General features: G+C 61.6%; 27 protein-coding genes. 9 read left to right on the forward strand and 18 right to left on the reverse strand.

Annotated features, from left to right (window positions below):
• The first annotated feature begins 24 nt into the window (after window positions 1-24).
• Window positions 25-585 (forward strand): TetR family transcriptional regulator, encoded by a 561-nt coding sequence (locus GA0061105_RS23320; protein WP_092753206.1) that lies wholly within the window; start codon window positions 25-27, stop codon window positions 583-585.
• Window positions 586-609: 24 nt separating this feature from the next.
• Here the strand turns inward: GA0061105_RS23320 and GA0061105_RS23325 are convergent, their stop codons facing one another.
• The 4 genes from GA0061105_RS23325 to GA0061105_RS23340 form a co-directional block, all read right to left on the reverse strand.
• Window positions 610-1236 carry an exopolysaccharide biosynthesis protein gene (locus tag GA0061105_RS23325; protein WP_064692671.1) on the reverse strand — a complete coding sequence of 209 codons (627 nt, stop codon included), beginning with the start codon at window positions 1234-1236 and terminating at the stop codon, window positions 610-612.
• A gap of 27 nt (window positions 1237-1263) precedes the next feature.
• Window positions 1264-1566 carry a hypothetical protein gene (locus GA0061105_RS23330; RefSeq protein ID WP_092753180.1) on the reverse strand — a complete coding sequence of 101 codons (303 nt, stop codon included), beginning with the start codon at window positions 1564-1566 and terminating at the stop codon, window positions 1264-1266.
• 44 nt (window positions 1567-1610) lie between these two features.
• Complete coding sequence (locus GA0061105_RS23335; RefSeq protein ID WP_064692302.1) at window positions 1611-2594, reverse strand: TerC family protein; 984 nt, start codon at window positions 2592-2594, stop codon at window positions 1611-1613.
• A 281-nt stretch (window positions 2595-2875) separates the two neighbouring features.
• Window positions 2876-3352 carry a YcgN family cysteine cluster protein gene (locus tag GA0061105_RS23340; protein WP_092753182.1) on the reverse strand — a complete coding sequence of 159 codons (477 nt, stop codon included), beginning with the start codon at window positions 3350-3352 and terminating at the stop codon, window positions 2876-2878.
• Window positions 3353-3521: 169 nt separating this feature from the next.
• Between GA0061105_RS23340 and GA0061105_RS23345 the strand changes: the two genes are divergently transcribed.
• From GA0061105_RS23345 to GA0061105_RS23355, 3 genes are all read left to right on the forward strand, one after another.
• On the forward strand, window positions 3522-5708 hold the full coding sequence (locus tag GA0061105_RS23345; RefSeq protein WP_092753184.1) for a transglycosylase domain-containing protein: 2187 nt from the start codon (window positions 3522-3524) through the stop codon (window positions 5706-5708).
• An 82-nt stretch (window positions 5709-5790) separates the two neighbouring features.
• The gene (locus tag GA0061105_RS23350) at window positions 5791-6378 is read left to right on the forward strand and encodes a DUF1214 domain-containing protein (RefSeq protein WP_092753186.1); all 588 of its coding nucleotides are present in this window, start codon (window positions 5791-5793) and stop codon (window positions 6376-6378) included.
• Window positions 6371-6919 (forward strand): DUF1254 domain-containing protein, encoded by a 549-nt coding sequence (locus GA0061105_RS23355; RefSeq protein ID WP_064692298.1) that lies wholly within the window; start codon window positions 6371-6373, stop codon window positions 6917-6919. The genes GA0061105_RS23350 and GA0061105_RS23355 overlap by 8 nt, the downstream gene beginning before the upstream one ends.
• Window positions 6920-6960: 41 nt before the next feature.
• Here GA0061105_RS23355 and GA0061105_RS32945 read toward each other — a convergent pair whose 3' ends face one another.
• Window positions 6961-7128, reverse strand: a complete 168-nt coding sequence (locus tag GA0061105_RS32945) for a hypothetical protein (RefSeq protein WP_167358576.1) — start codon at window positions 7126-7128, stop codon at window positions 6961-6963.
• Window positions 7129-7999: 871 nt separating this feature from the next.
• Between GA0061105_RS32945 and GA0061105_RS23360 the strand changes: the two genes are divergently transcribed.
• Window positions 8000-9049 (forward strand): DUF2336 domain-containing protein, encoded by a 1050-nt coding sequence (locus GA0061105_RS23360; RefSeq protein WP_208601694.1) that lies wholly within the window; start codon window positions 8000-8002, stop codon window positions 9047-9049.
• Window positions 9050-9068: 19 nt separating this feature from the next.
• On the opposite strand, the gene GA0061105_RS23365 is transcribed toward GA0061105_RS23360, so the two are convergent.
• The 4 genes from GA0061105_RS23365 to GA0061105_RS23380 form a co-directional block, all read right to left on the reverse strand.
• Window positions 9069-9413: a DUF1491 family protein gene (locus GA0061105_RS23365; RefSeq protein ID WP_092753188.1), complete on the reverse strand. Its 345-nt coding sequence runs from the start codon at window positions 9411-9413 to the stop codon at window positions 9069-9071.
• Between the two features lie 236 nt (window positions 9414-9649).
• Complete coding sequence (locus tag GA0061105_RS23370) at window positions 9650-11098, reverse strand: methyl-accepting chemotaxis protein (RefSeq protein WP_092753190.1); 1449 nt, start codon at window positions 11096-11098, stop codon at window positions 9650-9652.
• A gap of 134 nt (window positions 11099-11232) precedes the next feature.
• A complete protein-coding gene (locus tag GA0061105_RS23375; RefSeq protein WP_064692295.1) occupies window positions 11233-12186 on the reverse strand; it encodes a peptidoglycan-binding domain-containing protein in 954 nt (317 codons plus the stop codon).
• Window positions 12158-13699: a sensor histidine kinase gene (locus tag GA0061105_RS23380; protein ID WP_092753192.1), complete on the reverse strand. Its 1542-nt coding sequence runs from the start codon at window positions 13697-13699 to the stop codon at window positions 12158-12160. Before GA0061105_RS23380 ends, GA0061105_RS23375 begins: the two co-directional genes overlap by 29 nt.
• Before the next feature lie 451 nt (window positions 13700-14150).
• Between GA0061105_RS23380 and GA0061105_RS23385 the strand changes: the two genes are divergently transcribed.
• Window positions 14151-14639 (forward strand): DUF5330 domain-containing protein, encoded by a 489-nt coding sequence (locus GA0061105_RS23385; RefSeq protein WP_092753194.1) that lies wholly within the window; start codon window positions 14151-14153, stop codon window positions 14637-14639.
• Window positions 14640-15035: 396 nt separating this feature from the next.
• The gene (locus GA0061105_RS23390) at window positions 15036-15458 is read left to right on the forward strand and encodes a SufE family protein (RefSeq protein ID WP_064692670.1); all 423 of its coding nucleotides are present in this window, start codon (window positions 15036-15038) and stop codon (window positions 15456-15458) included.
• Window positions 15459-15752: 294 nt separating this feature from the next.
• On the opposite strand, the gene GA0061105_RS23395 is transcribed toward GA0061105_RS23390, so the two are convergent.
• Together GA0061105_RS23395 and GA0061105_RS23400 are read right to left on the reverse strand one after the other, a co-directional pair.
• Window positions 15753-16184 carry a Ros/MucR family transcriptional regulator gene (locus GA0061105_RS23395; protein ID WP_011424588.1) on the reverse strand — a complete coding sequence of 144 codons (432 nt, stop codon included), beginning with the start codon at window positions 16182-16184 and terminating at the stop codon, window positions 15753-15755.
• A gap of 454 nt (window positions 16185-16638) precedes the next feature.
• A complete protein-coding gene (locus tag GA0061105_RS23400; RefSeq protein ID WP_092753207.1) occupies window positions 16639-16854 on the reverse strand; it encodes a hypothetical protein in 216 nt (71 codons plus the stop codon).
• 187 nt (window positions 16855-17041) lie between these two features.
• Between GA0061105_RS23400 and msrB the strand changes: the two genes are divergently transcribed.
• On the forward strand, window positions 17042-17455 hold the full coding sequence (gene msrB, locus GA0061105_RS23405) for a peptide-methionine (R)-S-oxide reductase MsrB (protein WP_092753196.1): 414 nt from the start codon (window positions 17042-17044) through the stop codon (window positions 17453-17455).
• 155 nt (window positions 17456-17610) lie between these two features.
• Here the strand turns inward: msrB and GA0061105_RS23410 are convergent, their stop codons facing one another.
• From GA0061105_RS23410 to GA0061105_RS23420, 3 genes are all read right to left on the reverse strand, one after another.
• Complete coding sequence (locus tag GA0061105_RS23410) at window positions 17611-17976, reverse strand: SPW repeat protein (RefSeq protein ID WP_064692291.1); 366 nt, start codon at window positions 17974-17976, stop codon at window positions 17611-17613.
• A 331-nt stretch (window positions 17977-18307) separates the two neighbouring features.
• Window positions 18308-18817: an Hsp20/alpha crystallin family protein gene (locus GA0061105_RS23415; protein ID WP_064692290.1), complete on the reverse strand. Its 510-nt coding sequence runs from the start codon at window positions 18815-18817 to the stop codon at window positions 18308-18310.
• 41 nt (window positions 18818-18858) lie between these two features.
• Window positions 18859-19326 (reverse strand): Hsp20 family protein, encoded by a 468-nt coding sequence (locus GA0061105_RS23420; RefSeq protein WP_092753198.1) that lies wholly within the window; start codon window positions 19324-19326, stop codon window positions 18859-18861.
• Between the two features lie 214 nt (window positions 19327-19540).
• Here GA0061105_RS23420 and GA0061105_RS23425 point away from each other — a divergent pair, with 214 nt between their 5' ends.
• The gene (locus GA0061105_RS23425; RefSeq protein ID WP_064692288.1) at window positions 19541-19762 is read left to right on the forward strand and encodes a hypothetical protein; all 222 of its coding nucleotides are present in this window, start codon (window positions 19541-19543) and stop codon (window positions 19760-19762) included.
• 36 nt (window positions 19763-19798) lie between these two features.
• Here GA0061105_RS23425 and GA0061105_RS23430 read toward each other — a convergent pair whose 3' ends face one another.
• The 4 genes from GA0061105_RS23430 to groL all read right to left on the reverse strand — a co-directional run.
• Window positions 19799-22009: an amylo-alpha-1,6-glucosidase gene (locus GA0061105_RS23430; protein WP_092753200.1), complete on the reverse strand. Its 2211-nt coding sequence runs from the start codon at window positions 22007-22009 to the stop codon at window positions 19799-19801.
• A 14-nt stretch (window positions 22010-22023) separates the two neighbouring features.
• Window positions 22024-23118: a glycosyltransferase family 4 protein gene (locus tag GA0061105_RS23435; protein WP_092753202.1), complete on the reverse strand. Its 1095-nt coding sequence runs from the start codon at window positions 23116-23118 to the stop codon at window positions 22024-22026.
• 88 nt (window positions 23119-23206) lie between these two features.
• Window positions 23207-23629, reverse strand: a complete 423-nt coding sequence (locus GA0061105_RS23440) for a hypothetical protein (protein WP_064692285.1) — start codon at window positions 23627-23629, stop codon at window positions 23207-23209.
• Window positions 23630-23717: 88 nt separating this feature from the next.
• Window positions 23718-24890: chaperonin GroEL (groL, locus tag GA0061105_RS23445; RefSeq protein WP_092753204.1), on the reverse strand; the 1173-nt coding region annotated here is incomplete at its 5' end.

Genomic DNA, 24890 nt, shown 5'->3' on the forward strand with positions numbered 1-24890 from the left:
AAAACCCAATGCAAGAGGAATTTCATGCCGCGCCGCCGCACCCTTTCCGACGAACAGCTTCTCGCCATGGTGCTGGGCCTGATCCACACCGAGGGGCCGGATGCGGCGACCTTTGCGGCGGTGGCGAAGGCGAGCGGTCTTTCCGGTTCAACGCTGGTCCAGCGTTTCTCGACGAAGGCGGCGATGCTGCGCGCGGCACTGCTCTACGCCTGGGACCGGCTGGATGCGGAAACGGCTCGGCTCGCCGACAGCGTGGCGAAAACGCCGGAGGGCGCCGTCGCGCTGCTCGTCGGCTTGTCGCAGGATTACGGCGACGATGCCGCCGCCTATGGCGAGGGATTGCTTGTGCTGCGCGAGGATTTTCGCGATCCGGTGCTGCGCGCCCGAGGTGCGGCCTGGGGCACGGCGCTGACGGCGGCGATCGCACAATGCTTCGGCTCGGCGAAGGCGCCGGAGACGATCGCCCGGCTGATGCTGTCACAATGGCAGGGATCGCTGACCTGGTGGGGGTTTGGCGCCGACGGCCCGGTGGATGCCTATGTCGAGACGGAACTGCGGCGTTTTCTTGCCGCCGTGGCGTCCTGACCCAGCCCAGACATTTCGCCTAAATTAATAGGCAGTGACCAACATCGCCTTGATAAAATAAAGCAAAGCGACAGTCACGCCGATCGTCGCCGCTGTGAGCAGCAGTCCGATCAGGGTGACCAGACCGTCCCGCTCCATCAGGGCAACGGCCAGGACCACCAGCGAGAACACCGGCAGAATATTGCCGAACGGGATCGGCAGCGCGATCACGACCGCGAGCAGAAAAACAGGAATACCAAGAAGCATCTGCACCTTGGTGCCTGTGAATGCCTCCAGCCGCCCGGCGCGCACGACCTTCTCCACCCGGGCGATCACCGGAACCGCGTGGCCCACGACGAGATCGAGCGTCGCATATGAAACCCGGCGATTCCGGACGACCGCGGGCAGCCACACCTTCCGGCAGCCGGCGACGATCTGGAGGGAGACAAGCGCGAGGGCTGTGCCGAACACCATCCCGAACGGGCCGGGAATCGGGGTCAGCGCCGGGATTGCCAGGAACAGGATCGTAAAAGCGATGCTGGTCGCCCCCATCGCCTCCAGCGCCTCTCCGATGGAGAGGCCGCCTCTCGGCCGGGCGAGTTCCAGCATCTCCCGAAGCCGCGCGGTGGCCACACCCCGCGGTGCGCGTCTATCCCCGTTCTGATCAGGCATCATACCATCCATTCCAGCCGACGGCCGTCACGCAGCCGCGCCGTCCCCGTTCAGGGCGCCGATGATGGCTGCGCAATCCGGGTCTCTGGTATCGAGAAGCTCGACCGGCGAGGTGTGGCCGATCGCAATGCTGACGACTGTGGCCGCCGCCCAGCCGTAGTCGCCGGCCGCACGTTCGACGAGTTGCGGTCCCTGGGATGCCAGGCAAGCCTTGGACTGGCTGACGATCTCAACGGGAAGCCCGGCGCGCTCAACCTGTTGCTGGATCTCAGCCTGCAGCGGATCGATGACAAGCAGGGCAAAAATCCAGCCGATGAAATTCGAAATCATATCTGTTTCCTTTGTTGGTAATGCTTTCCGGCGACAGCGCCCGCTCAAGCGGGCTGCTGCGAACCCCGCGTCTTCAGGAGGCTCCAGGCGACGCCTGCAGCGATGATCGCGAAGGTGATGCCAAGCGAGAGGGCGGCCGGGAATTTTTCAAGACCCAGCAGGTCGGCAAGGAAGATCTTCGAGCCGATGAAGATCAGCACGATGGCGAGCGCGGGCTTCAGGTAGCGGAAGCGATGGATCATCGCCGCGAGCGCGAAGTAGAGGGCGCGGAGGCCGAGGATCGCGAAGATGTTCGAGGTGTAAACGATAAAGGGATCCGTGGTGATCGCGAAGATTGCGGGAACCGAATCGACGGCGAAGATCACGTCGGCCACTTCGACCATCACGAGCGCCATGAACAGCGGCGTGATGAACCAGGTCATCCTGCCGGTACGCGGGTTTGCCTTTCGAACGAAGAACCGCTCGCCGTGATGTTCATCGGTGACGTTGAAGCGGTTGCGCATGAAGCGGACGAGCACGTTCTTCGAGACGTCGGGCTCAGCCTCGCCGACGACCAGCATCTTGATGCCGGTTGCGATCAGGAACGCGGCGAAGACATAGAGAAGCCATGCGAATTCGGCGACCAGCGTCGCGCCGACCCCGATCATGATGGCGCGCAGCACGATCACGCCGAGAATACCCCAGAAGAGCACGCGGTGCTGGTAGAGGCGCGGCACGGCGAAGAAGGCGAAGATCAGGGCGATGACGAAGACATTGTCCAGCGCCAGCGTCTTTTCGACGACGAAGCCTGTCAGATAGGCAAGGCCGGGCTCCGAGCCGAGATACCACCACACCCAGCCACCGAAGGCGAGACCAAGCCCGATATAGAGGGCAGAGAGCCTGATGCTTTCGCCGACGCCGATCTCCTTGTTCTGCTTATGAAGTATACCGAGGTCGAAGGATAGAATGGCGATGACGAGGACGAAAAAGCTCGACCACATCCAGAGCGGCGTTCCCAGCCACTCGGCGAACAAAAACGAGAAATCCAAAGATAGTCCCCTGTCGGCACTGGTTGTCGGAAAAGAGGTCCGACATCGCAAGAGTGCCGAAGCTCTCGCCAGAGGGGCCCGGACCAGCGGGTCGCACCCCAGATGGGATCTCGCTTTTCGGGAATCAAGCAGCGGCCGCGCCAATTCATCGCTGGTGAGAGATCAGGGGCCGCATGTGCGAGTGGGGATAAAGCCGGGGCGGTCGGAAGGCCGGTGCCTTATCAAGCGCTCAGGTCACCTTGCCCCCGCGCTGGGGAAACGCATCTGCAATCGCCGCCCCATCAGGCTTCTTCTTCATCCTTTTCCGCGCCCACGGTCAGCGGCCAGTCGACGACGTAATCCTCAAGATCGTCGATATCGATTTCGTTTTCGTTGATCGTGCGGCCGCGGGCGGAAATGCCGGCAGCATGGACGGTTTCGGGATCGCCGGAGACGAGCGGGTGCCACCAGTAGAGGTCGCGGCCCTCGTTTATCAGCCGGTAGCCGCAGGTCGGTGGCAGCCAGGCGATCTCGGGCACGTTCTCCTTGGTCAGCTGCACGCAGTCCGGCACGAAATCCCAGCGGTTCTCATAGCTGGAGCAGCGACAGCTGTGGCCGTCGAGCAGCTTGCAGCTGACCGAGGTGAAATAGATATCGCCGCTATCCCATTCCTCGAGCTTGTTCAGGCAACAGAGGCCACAGCCGTCGCAGAGGCTTTCCCATTCGGCGGTGGTCATTTCGGCAAGCGTCTTGCTCTTCCAGAAGGGCAGATCGTTCATCGTCCGTTTCTTGCAACAGCGGCCCGCAAATTCACGTGACCGCCACCCTACTCTCTTGTTATCCGCGACAAAATCAATCAATTCTTCAGCATGCTCCTGGTATCGGAGAGCTTTCGGGCCATCGGCCCTCGCGACATGAGGCAGGCGCGATCAGGCGGGAATACAGGACGTGCAGGATCCGGACAACCCTGAAAAAGGGCCTGAAAAGGGTACAGAGAAGCGAGCCGGCGACGCGGCGGGCAGGCGGCCGCCGAAGAGCCGCCACATTCTGCTGCGCATCGATTCCTGGATCGACTCGACCGTCTGGAACGCCGGCTTCCGCGCCGCCGAGATCTGGGAAGACACAACCATCTTCTTCCGCCGCTTTCGCGTGCGCGGCTGGAAGCGCATGGTCTTCGAACTGGCCGGCGAAGGGCTCACGCTCGGCGCGTTCGGCGCGGTGCTGATGCTGGTGCTTGCCCAGCCGGCCTTCGAGGCGACCAAGGAGGACTGGCGCAATCGCGGCGATTTCGCCGTCACCTTCACCGACCGCTACGGCAACGTCATCGGCCATCGCGGCGTCATCCACCAGAATTCCGTGCCGATCGACGAGCTGCCGGATTCATTGATCAAATCGGTGCTTGCCACCGAAGACCGGCGCTTCTTCGACCATTTCGGCATCGATGTCGTCGGCCTCTTCCGCGCGATGGTCACCAACGCCCAGGCTGGCGAAGTCGTCCAAGGCGGCTCGACGCTGACCCAGCAGCTCGCTAAGAACCTCTTTCTTTCCAACGAGCGCTCGCTCGACCGAAAGATCACCGAAGCCTTCCTGGCCCTGTGGCTCGAGGCGAACCTTTCCAAGAAGGAAATCCTCTCCACCTATCTCGACCGCGCCTATATGGGCGGCGGCACCTTTGGTGCTGCAGCAGCGGCGCAGTTCTATTTCGGCAAGAACATCACCGATGTGAACCTTGCCGAGTCGGCGATGCTTGCCGGCCTGTTTAAGGCGCCGGCCAAATATGCGCCGCATGTCAACCTGCCGGCGGCGCGTGCCCGCGCCAACGAGGTGCTGACCAATCTTGTGCAGAGCGGGCTGATGACCGAGGGCCAGGTGATCGCCGCCAGGCGCAACCCGGCAACCGTCGTCGATCGCAACGAGGTGGAATCGCCCGATTTCTTCCTCGACTGGGCTTTCGACGAGGTTCAGCGGCTTTCGCCGCGCTTCCACCAGCATTCGCTGATCGTACGTACGACGATCGACATGGGCATCCAGAAGGCGGCCGAGGATTCCGTCGAGACGTCGCTGCGTGAATATGGCGAGGCCTATCACGCCAAGCAGGGCGCCATGGTGATGATCGAGAACGGCGGCGCGGTCAGGGCCATGGTCGGCGGGCGGGATTACGGCGAGAGCCAGTTCAACCGCGCCACCAGGGCTCTGCGCCAGCCGGGCTCCTCCTTCAAGGTCTATACCTACGCGTTGGCGATGGAGAGCGGGATGACGCCGCAGACGACGATTGTCGACGCGCCGATCTACTGGGGCAACTGGAGCCCGCACAACTACGCGAACCGCTATGTCGGACGCATAACCCTCGAGACCGCGATTGCGCAGTCGATCAACACGATCCCGGTGCGGCTCGCCAAGGAGAAGCTCGGCATCCAGCCGATCCGGGCCATGGCCAAGAACCTCGGCGTCGAAACCCCGATCCGCGACGACGTCACCATCCCGATCGGCACGTCCGAAGTGACGGTGCTCGACCAGGCGACCGCCTATGCCACCTTCCCGGCCGGCGGCTACCAGTCGCGCCGCCACGGCATCAGCCAGATCCTCGATTACGAAGGCGATGTGCTCTACGATTTCGACCGCGACGAGCCGGCGCCGAAACGCGTGCTGTCCGAACAGGCCGACGCCTATATGAACCAGATGCTGTCGCGCGTTCCCTATGTCGGCACGGCGCGAAAGGCGGCACTCGACAACGGCATCGTGACGGCGGGCAAGACCGGCACGACCCAGGCCTATCGCGACGCCTGGTTCGTCGGCTTCACCGGCAACTACACCTGCGCCGTCTGGTTCGGCAATGACGACTACACCTCGACCAACGAGATGACCGGCGGCTCGCTGCCGGCAATGACCTTCAAGCGCGCCATGGATTATGCTCACCAAGGCATCACGCTGCGCGCCATCCCCGGCATCCAAAATCCCCTGCCCTCGGAAAAGGATCTCGCCAAGACCGTTGCCGCCAAGCCGGAGGACGGATTGCCGCAGCTCATCCGGCCTCGCATGCTCTCGGTTCAAACGACCGAGATCCTCAAGAAGCTCGGCGAGAAGCTGAAGAATGCCGCGCCGCTCGCGCCGGCGAAGGTGGCGAGCGCCGAATAGACGACGGGGTATGTCACAGCGCGGCATTCCACCCCGCCAGAATCAGTGGTAACCCTGTCATCCCGGTTTCCAAGGTCATGACGTGTTTCGATTCCCCCTTTTCATCCTGATCACGCTGATCGTCGCCTTCGGCGGCGGGATCATGATTTCGCTTTATGCGCTGGATGCGACACAGGGTTTCGGAGCGATCAAGCTCGGCGCCTGGGAGGCCTTTCCGGCCTTGCAGACGGTCGATGCAGATCCTTATGCCAAGTCGCACCGGGCACGCGCCGGCAAGCTGCTCTACGGCAGCGCGGAGGGGCTGACCTTCACGGCGAGCGTCGACGACGAAGGGGCACGGCTGAATGCCGGCTGCCGCTACCGCATCAGCGGGCAGACGCCGCCCGCCCGGCTCTGGACCCTGTTTACGGCCGACAATGGCGGCAATCCGGCGGCGGTGAAGACCGGGCTTCCCGCGGCGCTCAATTCCTGGACGGTGCTGCGCCAGCCCGACAGCAGCTTTTCGATCGAGATTTCCGCCGTCGCCCAACCGGGCAACTGGCTGGCCCTGCCGCAGGCCGGCACTTTCCGGCTGGTGCTGACGCTGTTCGACACGCCGACCGCCGGCAGCTCCGGTGTGATCGACCTCGCCATGCCGAAACTCACCAGAACCGGATGCGGCAATGCTTAGGATGCTCTTCGCCGTCCTGACCGGTCTTTTCGGCGCAGCGCTGCTGCATCTCGTCATCATCCTTTCGCTGCCGCACTTCACCGGCAGGGATGCGGCGACGCGCGTGGAGGCGGAAGGCGAACTCAACAATTTCTATCTGCTGAACGACCAATATGACGAGGCGGGCCTTGCCAATCGCGACCCCTTCGTGCGGACCGCCGTCTGCGCCTTTGACGTCGAGGATGGGCCGGTGCATTTCACCGCCAAGGGCAATGTGCCCTTCTGGTCGATCGCCATCTACGACAGCGCCTCTAATGAGGTCTTCAGCATGAACGACAGGACCTCGGTCGGCGGCGCGCTCGACGTCCTGGCAGGCGGTCCGATCCAGCTGACGGACCTGCGCAAGAACCTGCCGCGAGAGCTGGAACAGGCGATCCTGGTAGAAATGGCGCGGCCGGACGGTTATGCCGTGCTGCGGACGCTGGCACCGCAGGCAAGCTTCGATGAAGCAGCGCGCAATTTCCTGATGGAAGCGGGCTGCGAGCAATTCACCACCCGCTAGGTGCCCGGATTTGCGACCACGCGCTGGAGTTGAAGAAGCGCCTATTTTTTGCTGGCGCGCGGCGCAGGCGCCGGGCGTTGTTTCGAGCTCTCGGCGAGCCGCTCGTAGCGGACCCCGGTGAACCAGAGGATCTTGGCTTCGCGCGGTTCCTTGTCCAGGCGACGCGGCGCCCGCGGCCGCCGATCCGCCAATGCGACTACTATTGCCATTCTCGTCTCCATGCACTGCCCGAGACGGATGAACTTGCGATGGATTTCACCCTGCCCGCCAATCTGCGGGCCGGCGCGTCCTGCGGTGCCGGCATGACCGGACCGAGGGCATTCGCGCCTTTCCCACGGCACCTGACTGAAATACCGTGATGCGGAGTTTCAACGATCCAAACACTCAAATCGCGTCGTTCCTGTCCGAATTGAGACACATGACAGTTAACAGTTTACTAATATTCAGCGGAAGCCAAATACAGTTTCAGTGACTTCTTCTTCAACGCGTGAGGAGTCGATTTGGTTTCATGCCGCTTGCTGAAAATCCGGACGCTAGCAACAATATAAAATCGGAAGCAATTCAATAAGTTGATGGCGAGGGGAGTGCTCTATCTGCGGCAAACGGCGCCGGTGTTGCAAATATGTGGCACAAAGATATTCGTTGCGGCAGGCCACTATCGGCATTGTTTCCTTCAGCGCAAGACTACACGTCGGGGCGACGGGTGCTTGCAGTTCCCGCCACGGTCGAAGCGGCTGGAAGCATCGGCCTGACCTTTATCGTTGCGGCACTTTTGTTCACTGCGGCACGCGTTGGTCGTCGTCGGCCCCGATCAGGAGGAAGGACCGAGCTGTTTCATCTGCCGCCGCGGCGGCGGCGGAAACTGCCGCAGTGCCTCTGAGAGCCGACGATCCGTCCATCGCCGGCCAGTCGTCTGGCCACACGTTTTGCGTGTACATATCCGGCACATTTTAATAAAATCTTCAGCATGCATTAACCGTATCGGTGTAGGGTTTGTTCATATCCGTGTGGTCCGACAGGCGTTCCGCCAGCGCTTTCGGCCCGTGGTTTCCCTTGGTTCTGCGTTTTCAGGGTGTGCTTGTGCGTGACCGGTTTCGAGACCTAGAGGGCCCGTTGGCCGTCAGGAAAAAGGACGTGGTGCTAATGGCGACCGTCAGCAGTTTCGAGAGCCTGTCTCGGCCGACACGATCCGAGCTGCGTCAATTCGCCGAACTTTTCATGCCGCTGTTCCAGGCTTCCTCCGACGAGGCCAAGCGCCAGGCAGTCGCCGCCCTTTCCCAATGCGAGACCATGCCGGCAGCCGTGGCGCTGTTCATCGGCAATCAGCCGATCGAGATCGCCGCGCCTTTTCTTGCCGCCTCGAAGGCTATTGCCGACGACACGCTGATCACTATCGCGCGCATGCAGGGGGCGGCGCATGTCAAGGCGATCGTCAGCCGCCACTCGCTCTCGCCGAAGGTCATCGACGCGCTTGTGGCTTTACGCCAGACCCAGCCGCGTCCCGCGGCCCCCGCGGCGCCGATCAGGGAATCGGTGGCTGTCCCGCTTTCGCCAGTCCAGCCGGAGAGCAACGAGGCCGAAGCGCTGGAGGAGCAGCGCCTCGCCAATGAAGAAGCGTTGCGTGGCCGAATCCTCGATCTTGCCGGCCATCTCGGGCGCGACGATCAAGACAGGCTCGGCCTGCGCACGCTGACCGACATCCAGGAGGCGCTGCTGGTGCGCTTCGCCCGCTCGCGCGAGGCGGCGCATTTCGCAACCGCACTCGCCGACGCGCTTTCCGCCAGCCGCTGGCTTGCCGAACGCATCATGCTCGACCTGTCCGGCCAGCAGCTCGCCACGACGCTGACGAGCCTCGGCATGGGCTTTCTAGACGCAGTCTTCGTGCTGGAAAGGTTCTATCCGCACCTTGCCGAACAGCAGCACAATGTCACGCGCGGCTGGATGGTGCTCGATGCGCTCGATCCGGAAGAATGCCACGACCGGGTAGAGGCCTGGCGGCGCGCCGATCGCTATACCTATAAGCCCGAGGCAGCCGGCTCCCGGACATCTCAAGAAACGGAAAACCACCGTTTCCTCCAGCAGGCGCCGGCGCAGCGCGACATGCGCAGGCTCGGACGGCGGTCACGCTGAGCAGACGAAGGCTCGGCTCTCAGCTCTCCCCCGCCAGCGGGATCACGTCGCCCAATTCCTCCGCCTCCAGCTCAACGATCCAGAGATCGGGGTCGAAGCGGCGTTCGCGCTCCAGCATCGCCCGCACCGCCTGCGGCTCGCTGCGCGCGAGACGGATTTCGAACAGGCGGTCGCGAACCTCGTCTTCGCCGAAGGCGGTCTGCGGCGCCGGCGCATAGAGCGTCTCCAGTCCGTCGCGAAAGTGCTGGCGGATGAAGATCGCGCCTGCCTCCTCCGCGCCCTTCTTCTCCACAGCGGCGAAATCGCCATTTGCGAAGACGCGGCGCAGAATGGAGGATACGAAGATGTCGGCGCGTAATCTCATCGGCGCGGTATAGAGCCTTTCCGAGTTAGATTGAAGCATTCTGTTGGCTCAGACGGAGTCGGATGGTCGACTGGCCGGCGCGTCGTAGACCAGTTCTACGACCAAGCCGGCCGTCGATCAGCCGGCCCGTTTCAACCAACCCGAAGGGTCGGGCAGAATGCTTCAATCTAACTCGGAAAGGCTCTAAGACCGGCGCGCGCGCGCCGGCAATGCGCAGTCGAGCCTCGACCGATGCGTCAGACCTTTACCGCCAGCCGCAGGCCGCCCCAATGGCGGCCCCGCACGATGATCGGAGCGGAGATGTCCTTCATCATCACGAAATTGCCGCCGCCCATGTCGCGCCGATAGGTCTGGACGAGGAAAGGCGCAGTGCTGCGGCCAGCGGCAAGGCCGACGCGGTCGGCGAAGATGCGGCGATTGCGGCAATTGGCAGTGTTCCAGACGACGTCGCCCGGCCGCTGCGGCTGCGAGAATTTCCGGTTATGGGTCGGCAGATAACCGTTTTCGTCGACCGCCGCGCAGAAAGCGACGCGCTCGTCCAGGGCGGCGACGGGCTCCTGGATCGGTGGCAGCAGGCGGTCGGTGAGTTCGGTGAAGGCGGCCATCATCTGCGCCGGATCGGTGCCGGGTATTGGCCTGTAGCGTCGGTCGAAGAGGGCTTCGAGGCCGATCTGCCCCTCGGCGACAGCGCGTTCGAAAGCGCCCGATATCTGCCTTGCCACCGATTGCGCTTCCTCGATCCAACGGCTGTCGGCGGTCTTGACGCCGGCGCTTGCCGTTAGCTGGACAAGCGTTTCCGAAAGGCCGACGACGCTGTCGACGCGTTTTGCCGCCTGCTGCAGCCTGACATTCGAACCGGCGACCTCGCCGGACATTTCGCCGAGCTTCTGGACGAAACCGGCGCATTGCTGGTCGACCGCCTCGGTGGTGTTGGCCATGACGGTCGAACTATCGAGAATTCGGGTGATGACATGTTCCATGCTTTCGAAGGCGCCGCGCATCGCCTCCGATTTGTCGCGCACGCCGGCGGCGCTTTCGCGCGCATCGCCGCCGACCGCCGACAGCCGGTCGATCTTAACCCGCAACTCATCCAGCGTGTCCTGAATGGAGCCGGTCGCCTTCGAGGTCTGCAGCGAAAGTGCGCGCACCTCGGCGGCGACGACGGCGAAACCCTTGCCCGCATCGCCGGCGCGTGCCGCCTCGATCGCGGCATTCAGCGCCAGGAGATTGGTCTGGCGGGCAATGGTGCTGATCTCCTCGGCAATCTTGTCGACATCGGCAAGCGATTTCGCGAAGCCGGCGATTTCAGCGCCGATGACGTTGGAGGACTGAACCATATGGCCTATCTCGGCAACGGAGCCCGTCAGGCGGTCGGCCGATTCCTTGAGCATCTGGCGGGCTTCGGCCGCCGTGCGGTCGGTCTCGCGCAGCGACAGGGCGACCGAGCGATTGGTCTCGGCAATCGAAAGCGCGGTGCTGGTGACGTGATCGAAGGCGGTGGCATGGCGCGCCGACAGCGCTGCCATGTCCTGAATGGCACCGGCAATATCGACGAGATCGATGCCAAGGGTGGAGGCTTCCTCGGCAAGGCGCTGCAGGATGTGGCGCACTCCCTCGCGACCAGGGCCTTCCGCTTCGACCGCCGGTTCTCCGGCCAGATCGTCTTTCGCCTTCAGCGCATGCATGACCGACGTTCCCCCGCCTCAATTGGCAAAGCTTCGGACAACATGGTTAATAAGTTGCAAACAGCGCCCGGACCTTAGACTTAGGTTGCAGCATCCGGATCGACTTTTCGGCTGCACCACTTGGCACAAATGGTTCAGATCGCGCCGATTTCCTTCAGTTTCTTCAGCACCGCCTCATTCGGCTCGCCGTTTTCGGGGAGGTTGTAATGCTTCTGGAAGTGGCGGATGGCGGCGCGGGTCTGTTCGCCGGCAACACCGTCGACGCCGACATTGGCATAGGCCATGTTGGAAAGGCCCTTCTGGATCTTCAGAACCAGGTCGACATTGGTAAGCTCGGTGGACGGGAGCTGTTTTGCGGCTGATGGAGCTGTCTTGACCGTCTTTTCGGCGCTGCGGATCGCAGCGGCGACCGGGTCTTCCGCCGCCGCCTTCGAAGTGACATCCTCACGCGGCTTTTCCACGGGCACGGTCGAGGGGCCGGCAGCGTCGGTTTTCAGCGCAGCCAGCACTTCCGGCGTCGCTTCCCCGGTCTGAGACATGCCGACGGTCTCCTGGAAGAACAGGATGGCGGCGCTGGTGCGGGGGCCGATGATGCCGTCGGCGGTGCCGTTATAGAGGCCGCGGCGCACCAGCTGCTGCTGGATGTCCATGACAAGCGCGCTCGGCTGCTGGAGGGGTGCGGCGGGAGCCGGTGTCGCGCTGGTGGTGGCGGCGTCCTCCGGCCGTTCGATCCGGAAGGTAGTGACATCAGTCGGTTGTTCGTCGGCCGGACGGCGGGCGCCGAGCACGTTTGAAGACTGCGGATCGCGGGTACGGAAAATCGGGTGCGGATGCAGGCCAGGCTGATACCAGAGCGCATTGGCCGCAACGAAAGAGAAGATGACGAAAAAGGCGATCGTGCCGCCGGCGACCGACGGATTGCGGCCGATAACGCCGCCCAGCGCAGATGCGCCCTGCAGGCCGAGACCGCCTAGCGCAGATGCGCCCTGGAGGCCGAGGCCGCCAAGAGCAGCCGCACCCGACACGACCAGACCCGGCTGCTGCCGTCGCTTGTTTCCCTTAGGCGATTTTCGCTTGCGCGCGGCCATCGAAAAGCCCCTCTTCCAATTCAGCTCCGATACCGACCGCGTCCTTCAGCCGCGGCGGGAATTCGACTGTCGCCCCATGGCCGGCATCGTCGGCGCGCCGGGCGCCCGAGCCGTCCACCGCGATCTCGATGGTGATGATCGTACCCTCGCCCGGCTGGCTGGCAATGGCGAAATTGCCGCCATGCAGCGCCACCAGCCCCTTGACCAGCGAGAGGCCGAGACCGCTGCCCTCAAAGCGGCGGGTGTAATCGTTCTGGATCTGGACGAAGGGCTGGCCGAGCATTGCCAGCTTGTCGGCGGCAATGCCGATGCCGGTATCGCTGACCGTCAGCTTCAGGATGCCGTCGCGGGCCGCCGCATCGACGGAGACGACGCCGCCGGCCTCGGTGAATTTCACGGCATTGCCGACGAGATTAATGAGGATCTGCTGGATGGCGCGCTGATCGGCGACGATCTCGCCGAGGCCGCGCTGAATCCGGCTCGTCAGGGTTACGCCCTTGGTCTTGGCCTGCAATGCCAGCATCGATTCGCAGGATTTGACGGAGCTTGCGATATCGAAGGCTTCGAGAATGAGTTCGTAGCGGCCGGCTTCGATCTTGCTCATGTCGAGCATGGTATTGACGACCGACAGCAGATGCGCGCCGGATTCGCGGACGAGGCCAACATATTCACGCTGGCGGTCGTTTTCGAACTTGCCGAAATATTCGCCGATCAGAATATCGGAGAAGCCGAGAATGGCGTTCAGCGGCGTACGCAGCTCATGGCTGACGGCGGCGAGGAAGCGCGACTTGGCATCGTTTGCCGATTCGGCGTCGGCCGCACGGCTCTGGGCTTCGGCCCGCAGCTGCTGCTCGACGGAGACGTCGCGCAGCTGGGCGATGACGGCGGCAAGCTCGCCATCGCCATCGCGGCGCGCCGTCATGTCCATTCTCAGATAGGCGAACTGACGCTGATCGCGCGAGACCGAAGGCCGGTCGAGGCGCAGATCGACGCTTGCAGCATCTTCGCCGCGCCTGAGCTCATCGAGCGCCTGCAAGAACAGAATACGGTCGGAGATATGCACCTGCTCCAGAAAGCCCCTGCCCTTCGGATCGCGCATCCAGGCGAGGAAATCGCGCCGGTCGCGGCCGCCTATGGTGGCGACGCTGCCATGTGGATCAAGGAACAAGACGAGGCCCGGGGTGACGGTGAGGAAGAAATCCTCAGCCGACTGTGTGGCAATGCCGGCGGACGAGCCCTGGCGGGCAAGCGCGATGCTGCCGACGGCGGAAAAGAGGAAGGCGGCGCAGACCATGGCGACACCGGCCGGCAGCGCGACGGCCGGGCTGGTGACCGTCGACAGACCGACAGGCGCGGCAACCAGAGCGGCCGACGAGAGCAGCACGAGGCGGCGCAGAATCGTAAGCTCGCGCTGGCGCACGGCTTCGCCGCCGCCCGTCCGGGAAAGCCAGCCTGTCGCCGCCCGGTCTACGAGCGCCGTCACCCAGCCGCCAATGTCACTCAATACTCGCACGCAATACCCGCCCAAAAAGGCTGTTTGTCGATCCGGACAATAGGCCCCCGCGACTTAAGGAAAGGATAAGGCAAAAGCGCTGTTCACAGCCAGAAAGAGCAGAAATTCCCGTTTTGAAGCATCCGCGGGCTCCTTTGCCTTTTGTGGTTAATAGCCGGTAAGCGGCGGATTTCCTTCATATTTCAGCATCGCGTTAACTCCTGTGGCAAGGCGAACCGGCAAAAGTCCTGCAATTGCAGGCAGGTGCTGCCCTGATGCTTAACGACGATCGATCGCATTCGAATTAAATGCGGCTCAAATCCGCGTCGCTAAAATTTGAATTAAATTTGCCGCAAATGCGCGCGAGTTTCGAAAAGCGGCATTCGCAACTCGCCGATAGGGTGAAAGCACACCGGACAACCGGCCTGATTCGGCGACAGAACCGGACGGGAAAACAGGATGGGCAACGACAATGTGGTTTCTGATCAAAGGATCCTTCTGGTTTGGCCTTGTGCTCGTGCTTCTTTCCGTCTTCAGCACGGAGGGATCCGACAAACTGGCCCGCGGCCCGCAACTGCAGCTTTCCGATGCTTTCACGGCGGCGAGCGGCGCCTATGACTATCTCACAGGCATGTGCTCGGAAAAGCCGGAGGTCTGCGCCAAGGGCACCGAGACCCTGACGGCGCTCGGCTACCGGGCCCGCGAGGGCGCCCGCGTCGCTTATGAACTTCTCGACAGCCAGTTCACCGACGAGCCGACGACGAGCGCAAGGCCTGCCGAACCGGCTAACCGTGCGGCACCTGCCATACCCTCTCTCGCCTCCCCGTCCGATCAGGAGAAGATGCGCGAGGCGAAGGCTGCTCTCAACCAGCCGATGCCTTACCGTCCACCGGTCGACGACGAGGCCGAGACCGTCGTAACCGGCGCAATTCCGCTGCCGACGCCGAAGCCGGCGATCTGACGAGATCGCGCGGGCAGCCGCCCGCCATCCATTGCGACTGTTCGACCTATTGAGGCGATTTTGACCGCGAGACCGCGCCTCGCTGGAATTTCCTGAGCTTGCATCGGTGGTCCGCATGACGCGGAAATGCCCCATGCCTGACGTGCCTGCCCTGTTTAATTCAGCATGTTGCTGCGCCGTGAGGATGCCCATCCCTCACGGCGTTTCTTTTGCGCGCGTGCCGCGATAACGACATGCGCAAACACAAAAGCGCAAGCGCAGGCAAATCTGAACAGGCCGCCGCACGCTTTAACGGTTCAAATCTGCCGATCTTTCACCTATATGCACATCTAGAGCATGTCCGGTCGCAAAATCGCCGTGTCGTTTTGCTGACATGCCAATGGTGAAAGGCTTTCCATGGCATCCCTCGACCAGATCATCGACGACTTCACCTTCCTGGACGATTGGGAAGACCGCTACCGTTATGTCATCGAACTCGGCAAGGCGCTGCCCGAGCTCGCCGAGGAGAAACGCACCTCAGAGAACAAGGTGATGGGCTGCGCCAGCCAGGTATGGCTGGTGACGCATACGTCGGGCGATCCGGAAGACCCGGTCATGAGCTTCGAGGGCGACTCCGACGCGCATATCGTGCGTGGCCTCGTCGCCATCGTGCTTGCCACCTATTCCGGCAAGCCGGCTTCCGAGATCGCTGCGCTCGATGCCTTCGAGATCTTCTCGAAGATCGGCCTGGTGGAGAACCTGTCGTCGCAGCGCTCGAACGGGTTGCGCTCGATGGTGAAGAGAATCCGGGAAGAGGCAAAAGTCCGCGCTGCGGCTTGAGCGTGATGTTTCGATTCGCACGAGAAGTGGCGGGCCGAGCAATTCCGGGAACGGCCATGCCGTCCGATAGAGTATATTAACACTTGCTTATAGTGCGAGAATACATTCCGTGTCGCGCTTGAAAGCATAACACCCGCTTCGTCAAATATCCCGTCCACACCTGCTTCGGTTGCGACCGGCCGCGTGGACAGGACCGCACCCGGAACGGCTCACGGTCGTCGGCATCATGTTCGCGAAAAAACAAAAAAGCCGGGTACTCGACCCGGCTTTTGTCGTTGTCTGCTTTCGAAAAGCTCAGCCGCGGCCGCGCTTGCGGCGCTGACCCAAGCCCATCTCCTTTGCCAGGCGCGAACGCGCTTCGGCATAGGCGGGCGCCACCATCGGGTAGTCGGTCGGCAGGTCCCACTTTTCGCGGTATTCTTCCGGCGAAAGACTGTGATGCGTCATCAGGTGACGCTTGAGGGACTTGAAGTTGCCGCCACATTCCAGGCACGTAATCTGCTCGTCCTGTACGGACTTGCGGACAGAGACTGCAGGCTTCTGCTTTTCGACAACGGCCGCAGCGGGCTGCGGTACGGACGTGTTGCTCAGTGCCGAATGCACGTCGGAAATCAGATTCGCCAGGTCGCTGACCGGGACAACATGGTTGCTGACATAAGCCGCGACGATGTCGGCCGTCAGTTCCACAAGCAGCTCCGGCGCATTGCCGGTCGCCATATCCGTCATATTTCTTCTCCTGTTAGCATGCTCAAACGATCTTTGACTGTCACGTCAAAGACCCGCCTCGTAGAAGCGAACAGCAAAAGCACAGGAAGCAATCTTCTGTTTCGAAAAACGTGAAATCCACCCCTAGATTCCGAAGTCCGAGACCTGTTCTTATACTGCCTGACCGAAAACCACTACCGTCTTGCTCCAGGCGATGGCCCCAGTTAGACATTAAAAATGAAAACTGAGGGACTTGGAAGCAGTACGATTGTAATTCACAATCAGAATTCTACTTGCATTTTCAAATACCATCGTTTGGCCGAAAGGCCAATTATTATTTGTCGTTTTTCTTGAGAAAAAATGGCTGACGAAGAATTATAGGACTTTAGGCCAAGCTTTACTCACAGCTTCCTGTGCATAAGTTCGACGTAAAATAGGTTAAGACGCCAAGCATGGGCTGAGAGAGTTGCCGTGGTCAAGCCGGCGAGCGAGAGAGACGCGTCAGCAGCCGGACGACCGAACCGTGCAGGATGAAGAGCAGAAGCGTCAGCGGCCAGAGCAGGCAGGCGAGAATTCCGGCGAGACGATGAAACGTCAAACCGGCATGATTGGCCCAACCCTCCAGCAGCGTGACCGCCATGGCGGTCACGGCCACGAGGCCGTAGAGCAGGACGATTGCGGCTTCAAACACCAATGGCTCCTCAATGCACGTAACATTAACCCTAACAGAGAACCCTTAATAGATGTAAAAGCAGACGTCTTTTCTGATTGCTGCATGCCGCGATTCCGGCGGCGCGGCGCCGGAGGCTTGATGAACCAAGGACGGCGCACCACATTTCTCGCAAAACGGAACCGCCCCTCGGCAAAAGGAGCACGTCATGTCCGAAACTGCAACCACCGCCAAGATCCATAAAACCGACGCCGAATGGAAAGAGCAGCTGACGCCCGAGCAATACCGCATCACGCGCCAGCACGGCACGGAACGCGCCTTCACCGGTCCCTATTGGGATTCCTTCGAGACCGGGCTCTACCGTTGCGTCGGCTGCAACGCGCCGCTTTTCCGCTCCGACACGAAATTCGATGCCGGCTGCGGCTGGCCGAGTTATTTCGAAGCGGTCTCGCCCGATGCGGTGACCGAACATCGCGACACGACCTACGGCATGGAGCGCATCGAAATCCGTTGCGGCTCCTGCGACGCCCATCTCGGCCACGTCTTTCCCGACGGCCCGCCGCCGACCGGCCTGCGCTACTGCATCAATGGCCACGCCATGGTGTTCGAGCCGGGGGAATAGGCGCGAGCCAATGTCGGCTATCCGCCGCCCGTCCGTCAACGGCGATCACCGCGTCGCGTCGCCAACTCTGATCAGCCGCTAGGCCTCTCCTTCAGGCGAGGCTGGCGAAGAGATAAAAAGAACGGGCCCGAACGTCCGAGCCCGTTCGCACTCAGTCATGCGGCCGATAATGGGTGGTTATGACTGAACCAGATGCTGCCCGCCGCGAGAGCAGCGACGACCAGGCCGACAATCACATGCGCCCACATGGCCGCTGTCACGGCCGAAAAGCCGAGGACCCACGGAGCAATCACAGTCCATAGTCCGAGGACCAGGTTGCACCATTCCTCGGCCTCATAGAAAGCGTAGAGAGCGGCAACGGCGATCAGGGCGATGACCGCGCCAACGATCCAGGCATTCCAGGCGGCATAGGTCTCAGCAGCGAAACCGAAGAGCCAGGGCGAGATGAAAAGGCAAAGACCGGCAACGATATTGACGATATCGAAAGCGGTCCGGTTGTTGGAAGACAGAGACTTCAGCATCGATCATTTCTCCTTCTCGGTTGGTTGCATCATCAATGGCCGCCTTCTGCGGGCAGAAGACGGTTGCGGCAGGAGCGCTTGAATCACCATCGCCGCAAAGCTCGGTTATCGTGTCGTGGGAAGCCAGAAATGAGATGCGGCCGACGCTCTTCCCCTGGAACTGCTGAACTGTGAAAGGAAGACGGCTGCGCCGATTGTCGTTCGAGGCGCGGAGGCGGGAGATCGGTGCTGTGTTTTCGCGGTGTGTATGTCCGATAGTCCCCATCGTTTATCCTCCCCAACCTGGTGAAGGATGAGCGACGGCCGGCGAGGTGACCGGCCGCCGCACTCGTCAGCTTCTGATCGCGATGCGCTTGACCTGTGACTGCGCCTTTTCGGTCTTAGGCAGAGTGACGGTCAAAACGCCGTTCTTGAAGGTGGCGTCGACCTGGTCCTCCTTGACCTCGGCGCCGAGCGGAATGCGTCGCTCAAAGCGGCCGTAGTAGCGCTCCGAAAACTGCCTTTCCTTGTCTTCCGTTTCCGAACGCTTCTCACCCTTCAGCGTGAGCACGCCGTCATTGATAAAGACCTCGATGTCCTTTTCTTCAAGACCGGGTACTTCGGCCGTGATCTTGATTTGTCTGTCGGTGTCCGAAATCTCGAGGCTCGGCCAGCCTGCACCGAAGCCGCTGGCGCCCCGAAGCGACGGCAGACCGGGGCCAAAGCCGCGAAAGACGTCGTCGAACAGCCGGTTGACCTCGCGGTGGAGCGACAGGAAAGGATCGCGGTCGTCGTCGCGAAGGAGACTCGGCATCTGGTTGCCGTTGTTGCGGCCCCAGGGAATCAAATCACGAACACTCATGGCTTTACTCCTTTCTGGTGGTCCTTCGGCATTCCGGAAGCCTAGGCCGCCTGCGTCTCGGCCGCGATCTGCTTTGTCCCGGCCTTCGGCGTTGTTCCGATGTCGATTTGGCGCGGCTTCATCGCTTCGGGAATTTCGCGCTTGAGATCGATCGTCAGCAGACCATTGGCAAGACCGGCGTCGACAACCTTGACATGATCGGCCAGTTCGAACCGACGCTCGAACGAGCGTCCGGCAATGCCCCGATGCAGGTACTGAACATCTTCGCTGTCTGCCCTCTGCCCCGATACCATGAGCATGTTCTGCTCTTGAGTGATTGCCAACTCATCGTGCGAGAAGCCCGCCACCGCCATAGCTATGCGATAGTCGTCCTCACCGGTCTTGACGATATCGTAGGGCGGCCAGTTGTCGATTGTCTCGGCGCGGCCCGCAGCCTCAAGCGCGTTCAACATCCGCTCAAAGCCGATGCTCGACCGGAACAGGGGAGAGAAATCGAGGTTTGTTCTCATAACCATATCCTCCTTGCAAGCAACATGGACACAAGGAGACGCCAAGAGCGACTGGCGTCTCCTGGACTTTGTGTCGACCCCTATTTGGCGATCAACAATGCTAATATAATTCAGTGTCTTACGGTTTCAAGAGGACCGAATTTCTCGTCGAGAAAAATTGACCTTTTCTAAGGCGCCACCATATGTTTTGGAGCTTGAGCGAGGAGCAATGGCTATGACACTGACTTCGAACGACGTCGTCGCCGTCCTTGGGCCCATCGACAAAACGCTTGTGGCTGAGATCATCGCGACAGGTGCAACCCAAGCCGAGCTTGCCGAGGCGTTTGCATGGGCCAACAACGACGAGGCCCTGATGGGTGAGGGCCGGCATCTGCCGACCGGGAGGGTTGCTGCGCTAGTTGACCTGCTGAGGTCCGACGAAGAGGAACCGGATTAGAAAGACGGGGATCCGCCTTCCCTGCACCGTGTCTCATCAGGCCGTGGTGAGCACGCGGACATCCCCCTGTCGATTGATCACATCGACCACGACCTGGTGTCTCGACCGGCGGATGGCCACGTCAACCGAGCCATTGCCGATCAGCAGACGTCGCAAGATCACCTCATCGAGGAAAGAAGGAAGCCGCGGCACGCTGAAGCTGATCTGCAAGCTATTCGGATCGAAGTCGAGGCCGAGGCAGGATTGCAGCAGCGACAAAGGGGCTGCTGCCGCCCATGCTTGCGGCGAGCAGGCGACCGGATAAGAGGTCGGTCCCCGCGCGCGCTGACGTGGCAGGCCGCAGAGGAGTTCGGGAAGCCGCCGCAGGTCGATATAGGTCGCAGCGGCAAACAGGCCCTCGAAGATCTGCGCGGCCTCGGCCCGATAGCCATAGCGGGCAAGGCCACTGGCGATCAGGGCATTGTCATGTGGCCAGATCGAGCCATTGTGGTAGCTCATGGGATTGTAACGTGCTTCGGTCGAGGGAATGGTCCGGATGCCCCAGCCACAGAAAGACGGGGCACTCATCAGGGTGCGGGTCACCTGTGCGACGCGTTCAGGATATGCAATACCGGTGAACAGAGCATGGCCCGCATTAGAGGAGCGGATCCTGCAGGGCCGTTTATCGCCGTCGAGGGCCAGCACATAGGTGCCCAGCTCCTCATCGAAGAAGCTCACGTCAAAGGCGCGGCGCAGTCCCTCCGCACGCGCGAGAAAGCTCGCCGCGCGTTCCGGCTTGCCCCTTCGCCGGAAGATTTCAGCAGCACTTTGCCAAGCGCCGTAGACATAGGCCTGGACTTCGGCGATCGCGATCGGGCCTCGGGCCAATGTACCATCGGCATGGAAGACCGAGTCGTGGCTATCCTTCCACGCCTGATTGATCAGTCCTTCTTGCGTCAGCCGCCCGTATTCGACGAAGCCGTCGCCATCGCGATCCCCATGTTCGTCGATCCACGTCAGTGCCGCTTCGAGATTCGGCAGGAGATGGTCGATCGTCGCAAGATCACCGGTTCGTTGAAGATAGTCGCCGGCCAGCATCACGAACAGCGGCGTCGAGTCGATGCTGCCGTAGTAACGCCGGAATGGAACCTCGCCAAGTTCGGCCATTTCGCCGCAGCGCACTTCGTGCAGGATCTTGCCGGGCTCGGCGTCCGAGGCAGGATCAACGTTCGTTGCCTGGTTGGCTGCCAGATGACCGAGAACCCCGCGGGCGATCTCCGGATCGAGCCACAGTGTCTGAAGCGCCGTGATCAGGGCGTCGCGGCCGAAAACAGTGCTGAACCAGGGAATACCGGCATAAGGATAGGGGCCTTCTGGCTTGTCGGTGATCAGCATGTATAGGTCGGAAGCGCTGCGCCGCGCGACTTCGTTAAAGACCTCGTTGGATGTTGCGATCGACGCCGCGCGTGCGGAAGAGGCGCGCAATGCGCGGCGGGCATCCCGCAAGGCAAGGAAGAAGGAAAGGCGGCTCAGCCGGTCGGCGGAGGTATGGTCGCAGCCGATCTGAATGAAGAGCGATTTGGTCTCGTGCGGCTCCAGATGGAAGTCGTAAGTGACGAGATCGCTACCTATCTCAGCAGGTTCCGGCATGAACGAAAGGCGTGTCGACCGCTTGCGATCGTCCAGACCAACGTAGGAAAGCAGGATCCAATCCTGTTCCACGACGGCGGGAAGATGGCGCCCTCTCCTTGCCCTTGCGGTGCCGCGGACTTCGAAAAGATCAGCGAAATCGGCCCCGAAAGCAATCTGGATGCGAACATGTTGCCGCCGCTCATCATAATTCCTCACGGCCAGCCGTTCATAACAACAGGCATTCCAGAGAAAGCGCGATCTGCGCAGATGAATCTGGTCGTGGCCCAGAACCAGCCTTCCCTTCTCATCGAACTGATCAGGATTGGTGAGATCGCAGGTGAGCGTGGCATTGTCATCTCGCAGCGTCGACGACAGAAGCATCGGCCGCTGTCCATTGATCGTCAGGTAAAGATGCGAGAGATGACGGGTGTCCCGGTGGAAAAGGCCCTCCGGACTGCCGGGACCGGAAAGAGCATCGCCATTATGGTCGAAGACGGCGAAAGTATCGCCGTGCTTCAAGGTGCGCGGCCGGCGCTCCTGCAACGATGCGGTGGCCGGAATGAAGAACTGAGCGACCGGCACCGCCAGGCCTGACGATGCTGTGGCGGGGTTACTGTCCGCAGACACGTTCGACATGTCTCCTCCTTGCCTCAGGCGACAGCCTGCAGGTCCAGCGCTTGACCATTCGACCGGCCAATCGGCGCGGCTTTGATGCGAACGCCCGGCAGGTTGCGATAGATGTCGAGATAGTCGCACGCCATTCGTTGTGCGGTGAAGCGCTTTTCAAACGCGGCCCGCACCTTGCGCCGATCGAGGCGGAGCGCCCATTCGACGTTTTCAGCCGCCTCGGTGACGCTGTCGACCAGTATGCCGGAGATGCCATTGTCGATGACCTCCGGCACCGAGCCACAGCCGAAAGCGATGACCGGCGTGCCGCAGGCCATGGCCTCGATCATCACCAGCCCGAAGGGCTCCGGCCAGTCGATCGGGAAGAGCAGAGCGCCTGCATTTCCTAGGAAGTCAGCTTTCTCACGTTCGTCGATCTCGCCGATGAATTCTACATGCGGATGGTTCCGTACCATCGGTTCGATGACGGTTTCCCAATAGGCCTTGTCCGCATTATCGATCTTGGCGGCGATCTTCAGAGGCATTCCGACCTTTGCCGTGATCTCGATCGCGCGGTCGGGGCGCTTTTCCGGAGAGATCCGACCAAGGAAGGCCAGGTAATTACCCCTCGGGTTCTCGGTGAAGGGAAGAAGATCGGCCGGCAGACCGTGATAGACCGTTCCGCGCCAGTTGACCGGTGGCATCGGGCGGCGCTGATCATTGGAGATCGACACCAATGGAATATCGCGGAACGTCGCGTAGAACGGCTTGAGATCCGGCAAGTCGAGTCGCCCGTGCAGCGTGGTCACCGTTCGGTCGGCGAAATCACGAATCATCGGGAAATGCAGCAGGTCAATGTGGAAATGTAGCACGTCGAACTCATGCGCCCGCTGACGGATCTCCTCCAGCATCACCACCTGATGCGGCAGATGCTCCCTGACCGTCGGATTGAGCCGCAAGGCGACGTCCGCGCACGAGACGAGTGTCGCCTGCGTGACGGAATCGCCGCTGGCAAAGAGCGTGACCTCGTGTCCCTGTGCGACGAATTCTTCAGTGAGATAGGAAACGATCCGCTCCGTTCCCCCGTAGAGCTTTGGCGGAACGCTCTCGGCGAGCGGTGCAATCTGGGCGATCTTCATCGGCAAAACCTCCTCAGTTGAGCAAAGGGTCGTCGGCAAAAATCATGCCTGCGTCCTCGAGAGGGACACGGGCAGGCCAGACGGAGGGTCAGCTTTCGAACAGCGGTCGGCGCCGTCCTCCTTTCCAGTAGCTGCACAAGCCAAGGCCGGGAACCCGGCGTGCGGGCGGTTTTCGACGACCGGTCCTTTGGGACCTCAGGGAAGCGGACATATCCTGCTTCAAGGATGGGCTGTCGCCCTTATCCAACGCCTTCAGCGCTTCAAGGATCTCGTCATAGGATACAGCTCTTTCGGCCCCGGGGTAAAGGCGAAGGGCAGGAACGGATTCGATTGCGAAGAGATCGGATGCCCATGAAGCGAGAATGGCCCGCTTCTCGTCGTTGCCGATGTCGGCGGCGGCAAGCACGTCCCGCGGGTGGCCGAAATGTCTCGCCGGATGAAGCAGATGCGCCGCGCCGATGGCGGCGACGGCATTCTGCTGTACGGAATTGCTGATGTTTACCTTTCTCATAGCTTGGCTCCATTGATGATGGAACTAGTTTCATCCGATAATGCATGGTACGGCCCGCCCCGAGGGCAGAGCGGGCCGATCCATTTGCTTAGAAGTCCATGCCGGCGCCAGCGGGCATGGCCGGAGCAGCATCCTTCTTCGGCTTCTCGGCGATCATCGCCTCTGTCGTCACCAGCAGGCCGGCAACCGAAGCTGCGTCCTGAAGTGCGGTGCGAACGACTTTTGCCGGGTCGATGACGCCCTGCGCGTAGAGGTCGCCATATTCGCCGGTCTGGGCGTTCCAGCCATAGGAGAATTCGCTCTTCTCACGCAGCTTTCCGACGACGACCGAGCCTTCCGCGCCGGCGTTTTCGGCAATCTGGCGAGCCGGGGCCTCGAGCGCACGGCGGACGATTTCGACGCCGACCCGCTGGTCGTCATTGGCGGCCTTGACTTTGTCGAGCGCCTTGACCGCGCGCAGCAGCGCCACGCCGCCGCCCGGCAGTATGCCTTCCTCGACCGCCGCGCGGGTTGCATGCAGCGCGTCGTCGACGCGATCCTTCTTCTCCTTCACCTCGACTTCCGTCGAGCCGCCGACGCGGATGACGGCAACGCCGCCTGCGAGCTTGGCAAGACGTTCCTGCAGCTTCTCGCGGTCGTAGTCGGAGGTGGTTTCTTCGATCTGCGCCTTGATCTGGGCGATGCGGCCTGAAATCTCCTCCTTCGAACCGACGCCGTCGATAATGGTCGTGTTTTCCTTCTCGACTGTCACCTTCTTTGCTCGGCCGAGCATGTTGAGCGTCACATTCTCGAGCTTGATGCCGAGATCTTCGGAGATGACGGTGCCGGCGGTCAGGATGGCGATGTCTTCAAGCATGGCCTTGCGGCGGTCGCCGAAGCCAGGCGCCTTGACGGCAGCGATCTTCAGGCCGCCGCGCAGCTTGTTGACGACAAGCGTAGCAAGAGCTTCGCCTTCGACGTCTTCAGCGATGATGAGAAGCGGCTTGCCGGACTGAACCACAGCTTCGAGGATCGGCAGCATCGACTGCAGGTTCGACAACTTCTTCTCATGAATGAGGATATAGGGATCCTCGAACTCGACCCGCATCTTGTCGGAATTGGTGACGAAGTAGGGGCTGAGATAACCGCGGTCGAACTGCATGCCTTCGACGACTTCGAGTTCGGTTTCGGCGGTCTTGGCTTCCTCCACGGTGATGACGCCGTCATTGCCGACCTTTTCCATGGCTTCCGCCAGGAAGCGACCGATTTCGGGATCACCATT

Origin of the sequence: Rhizobium aethiopicum, from assembly GCF_900094625.1 — a bacterium.
Classification (GTDB): Bacteria; Pseudomonadota; Alphaproteobacteria; order Rhizobiales; family Rhizobiaceae; genus Rhizobium; species Rhizobium aethiopicum.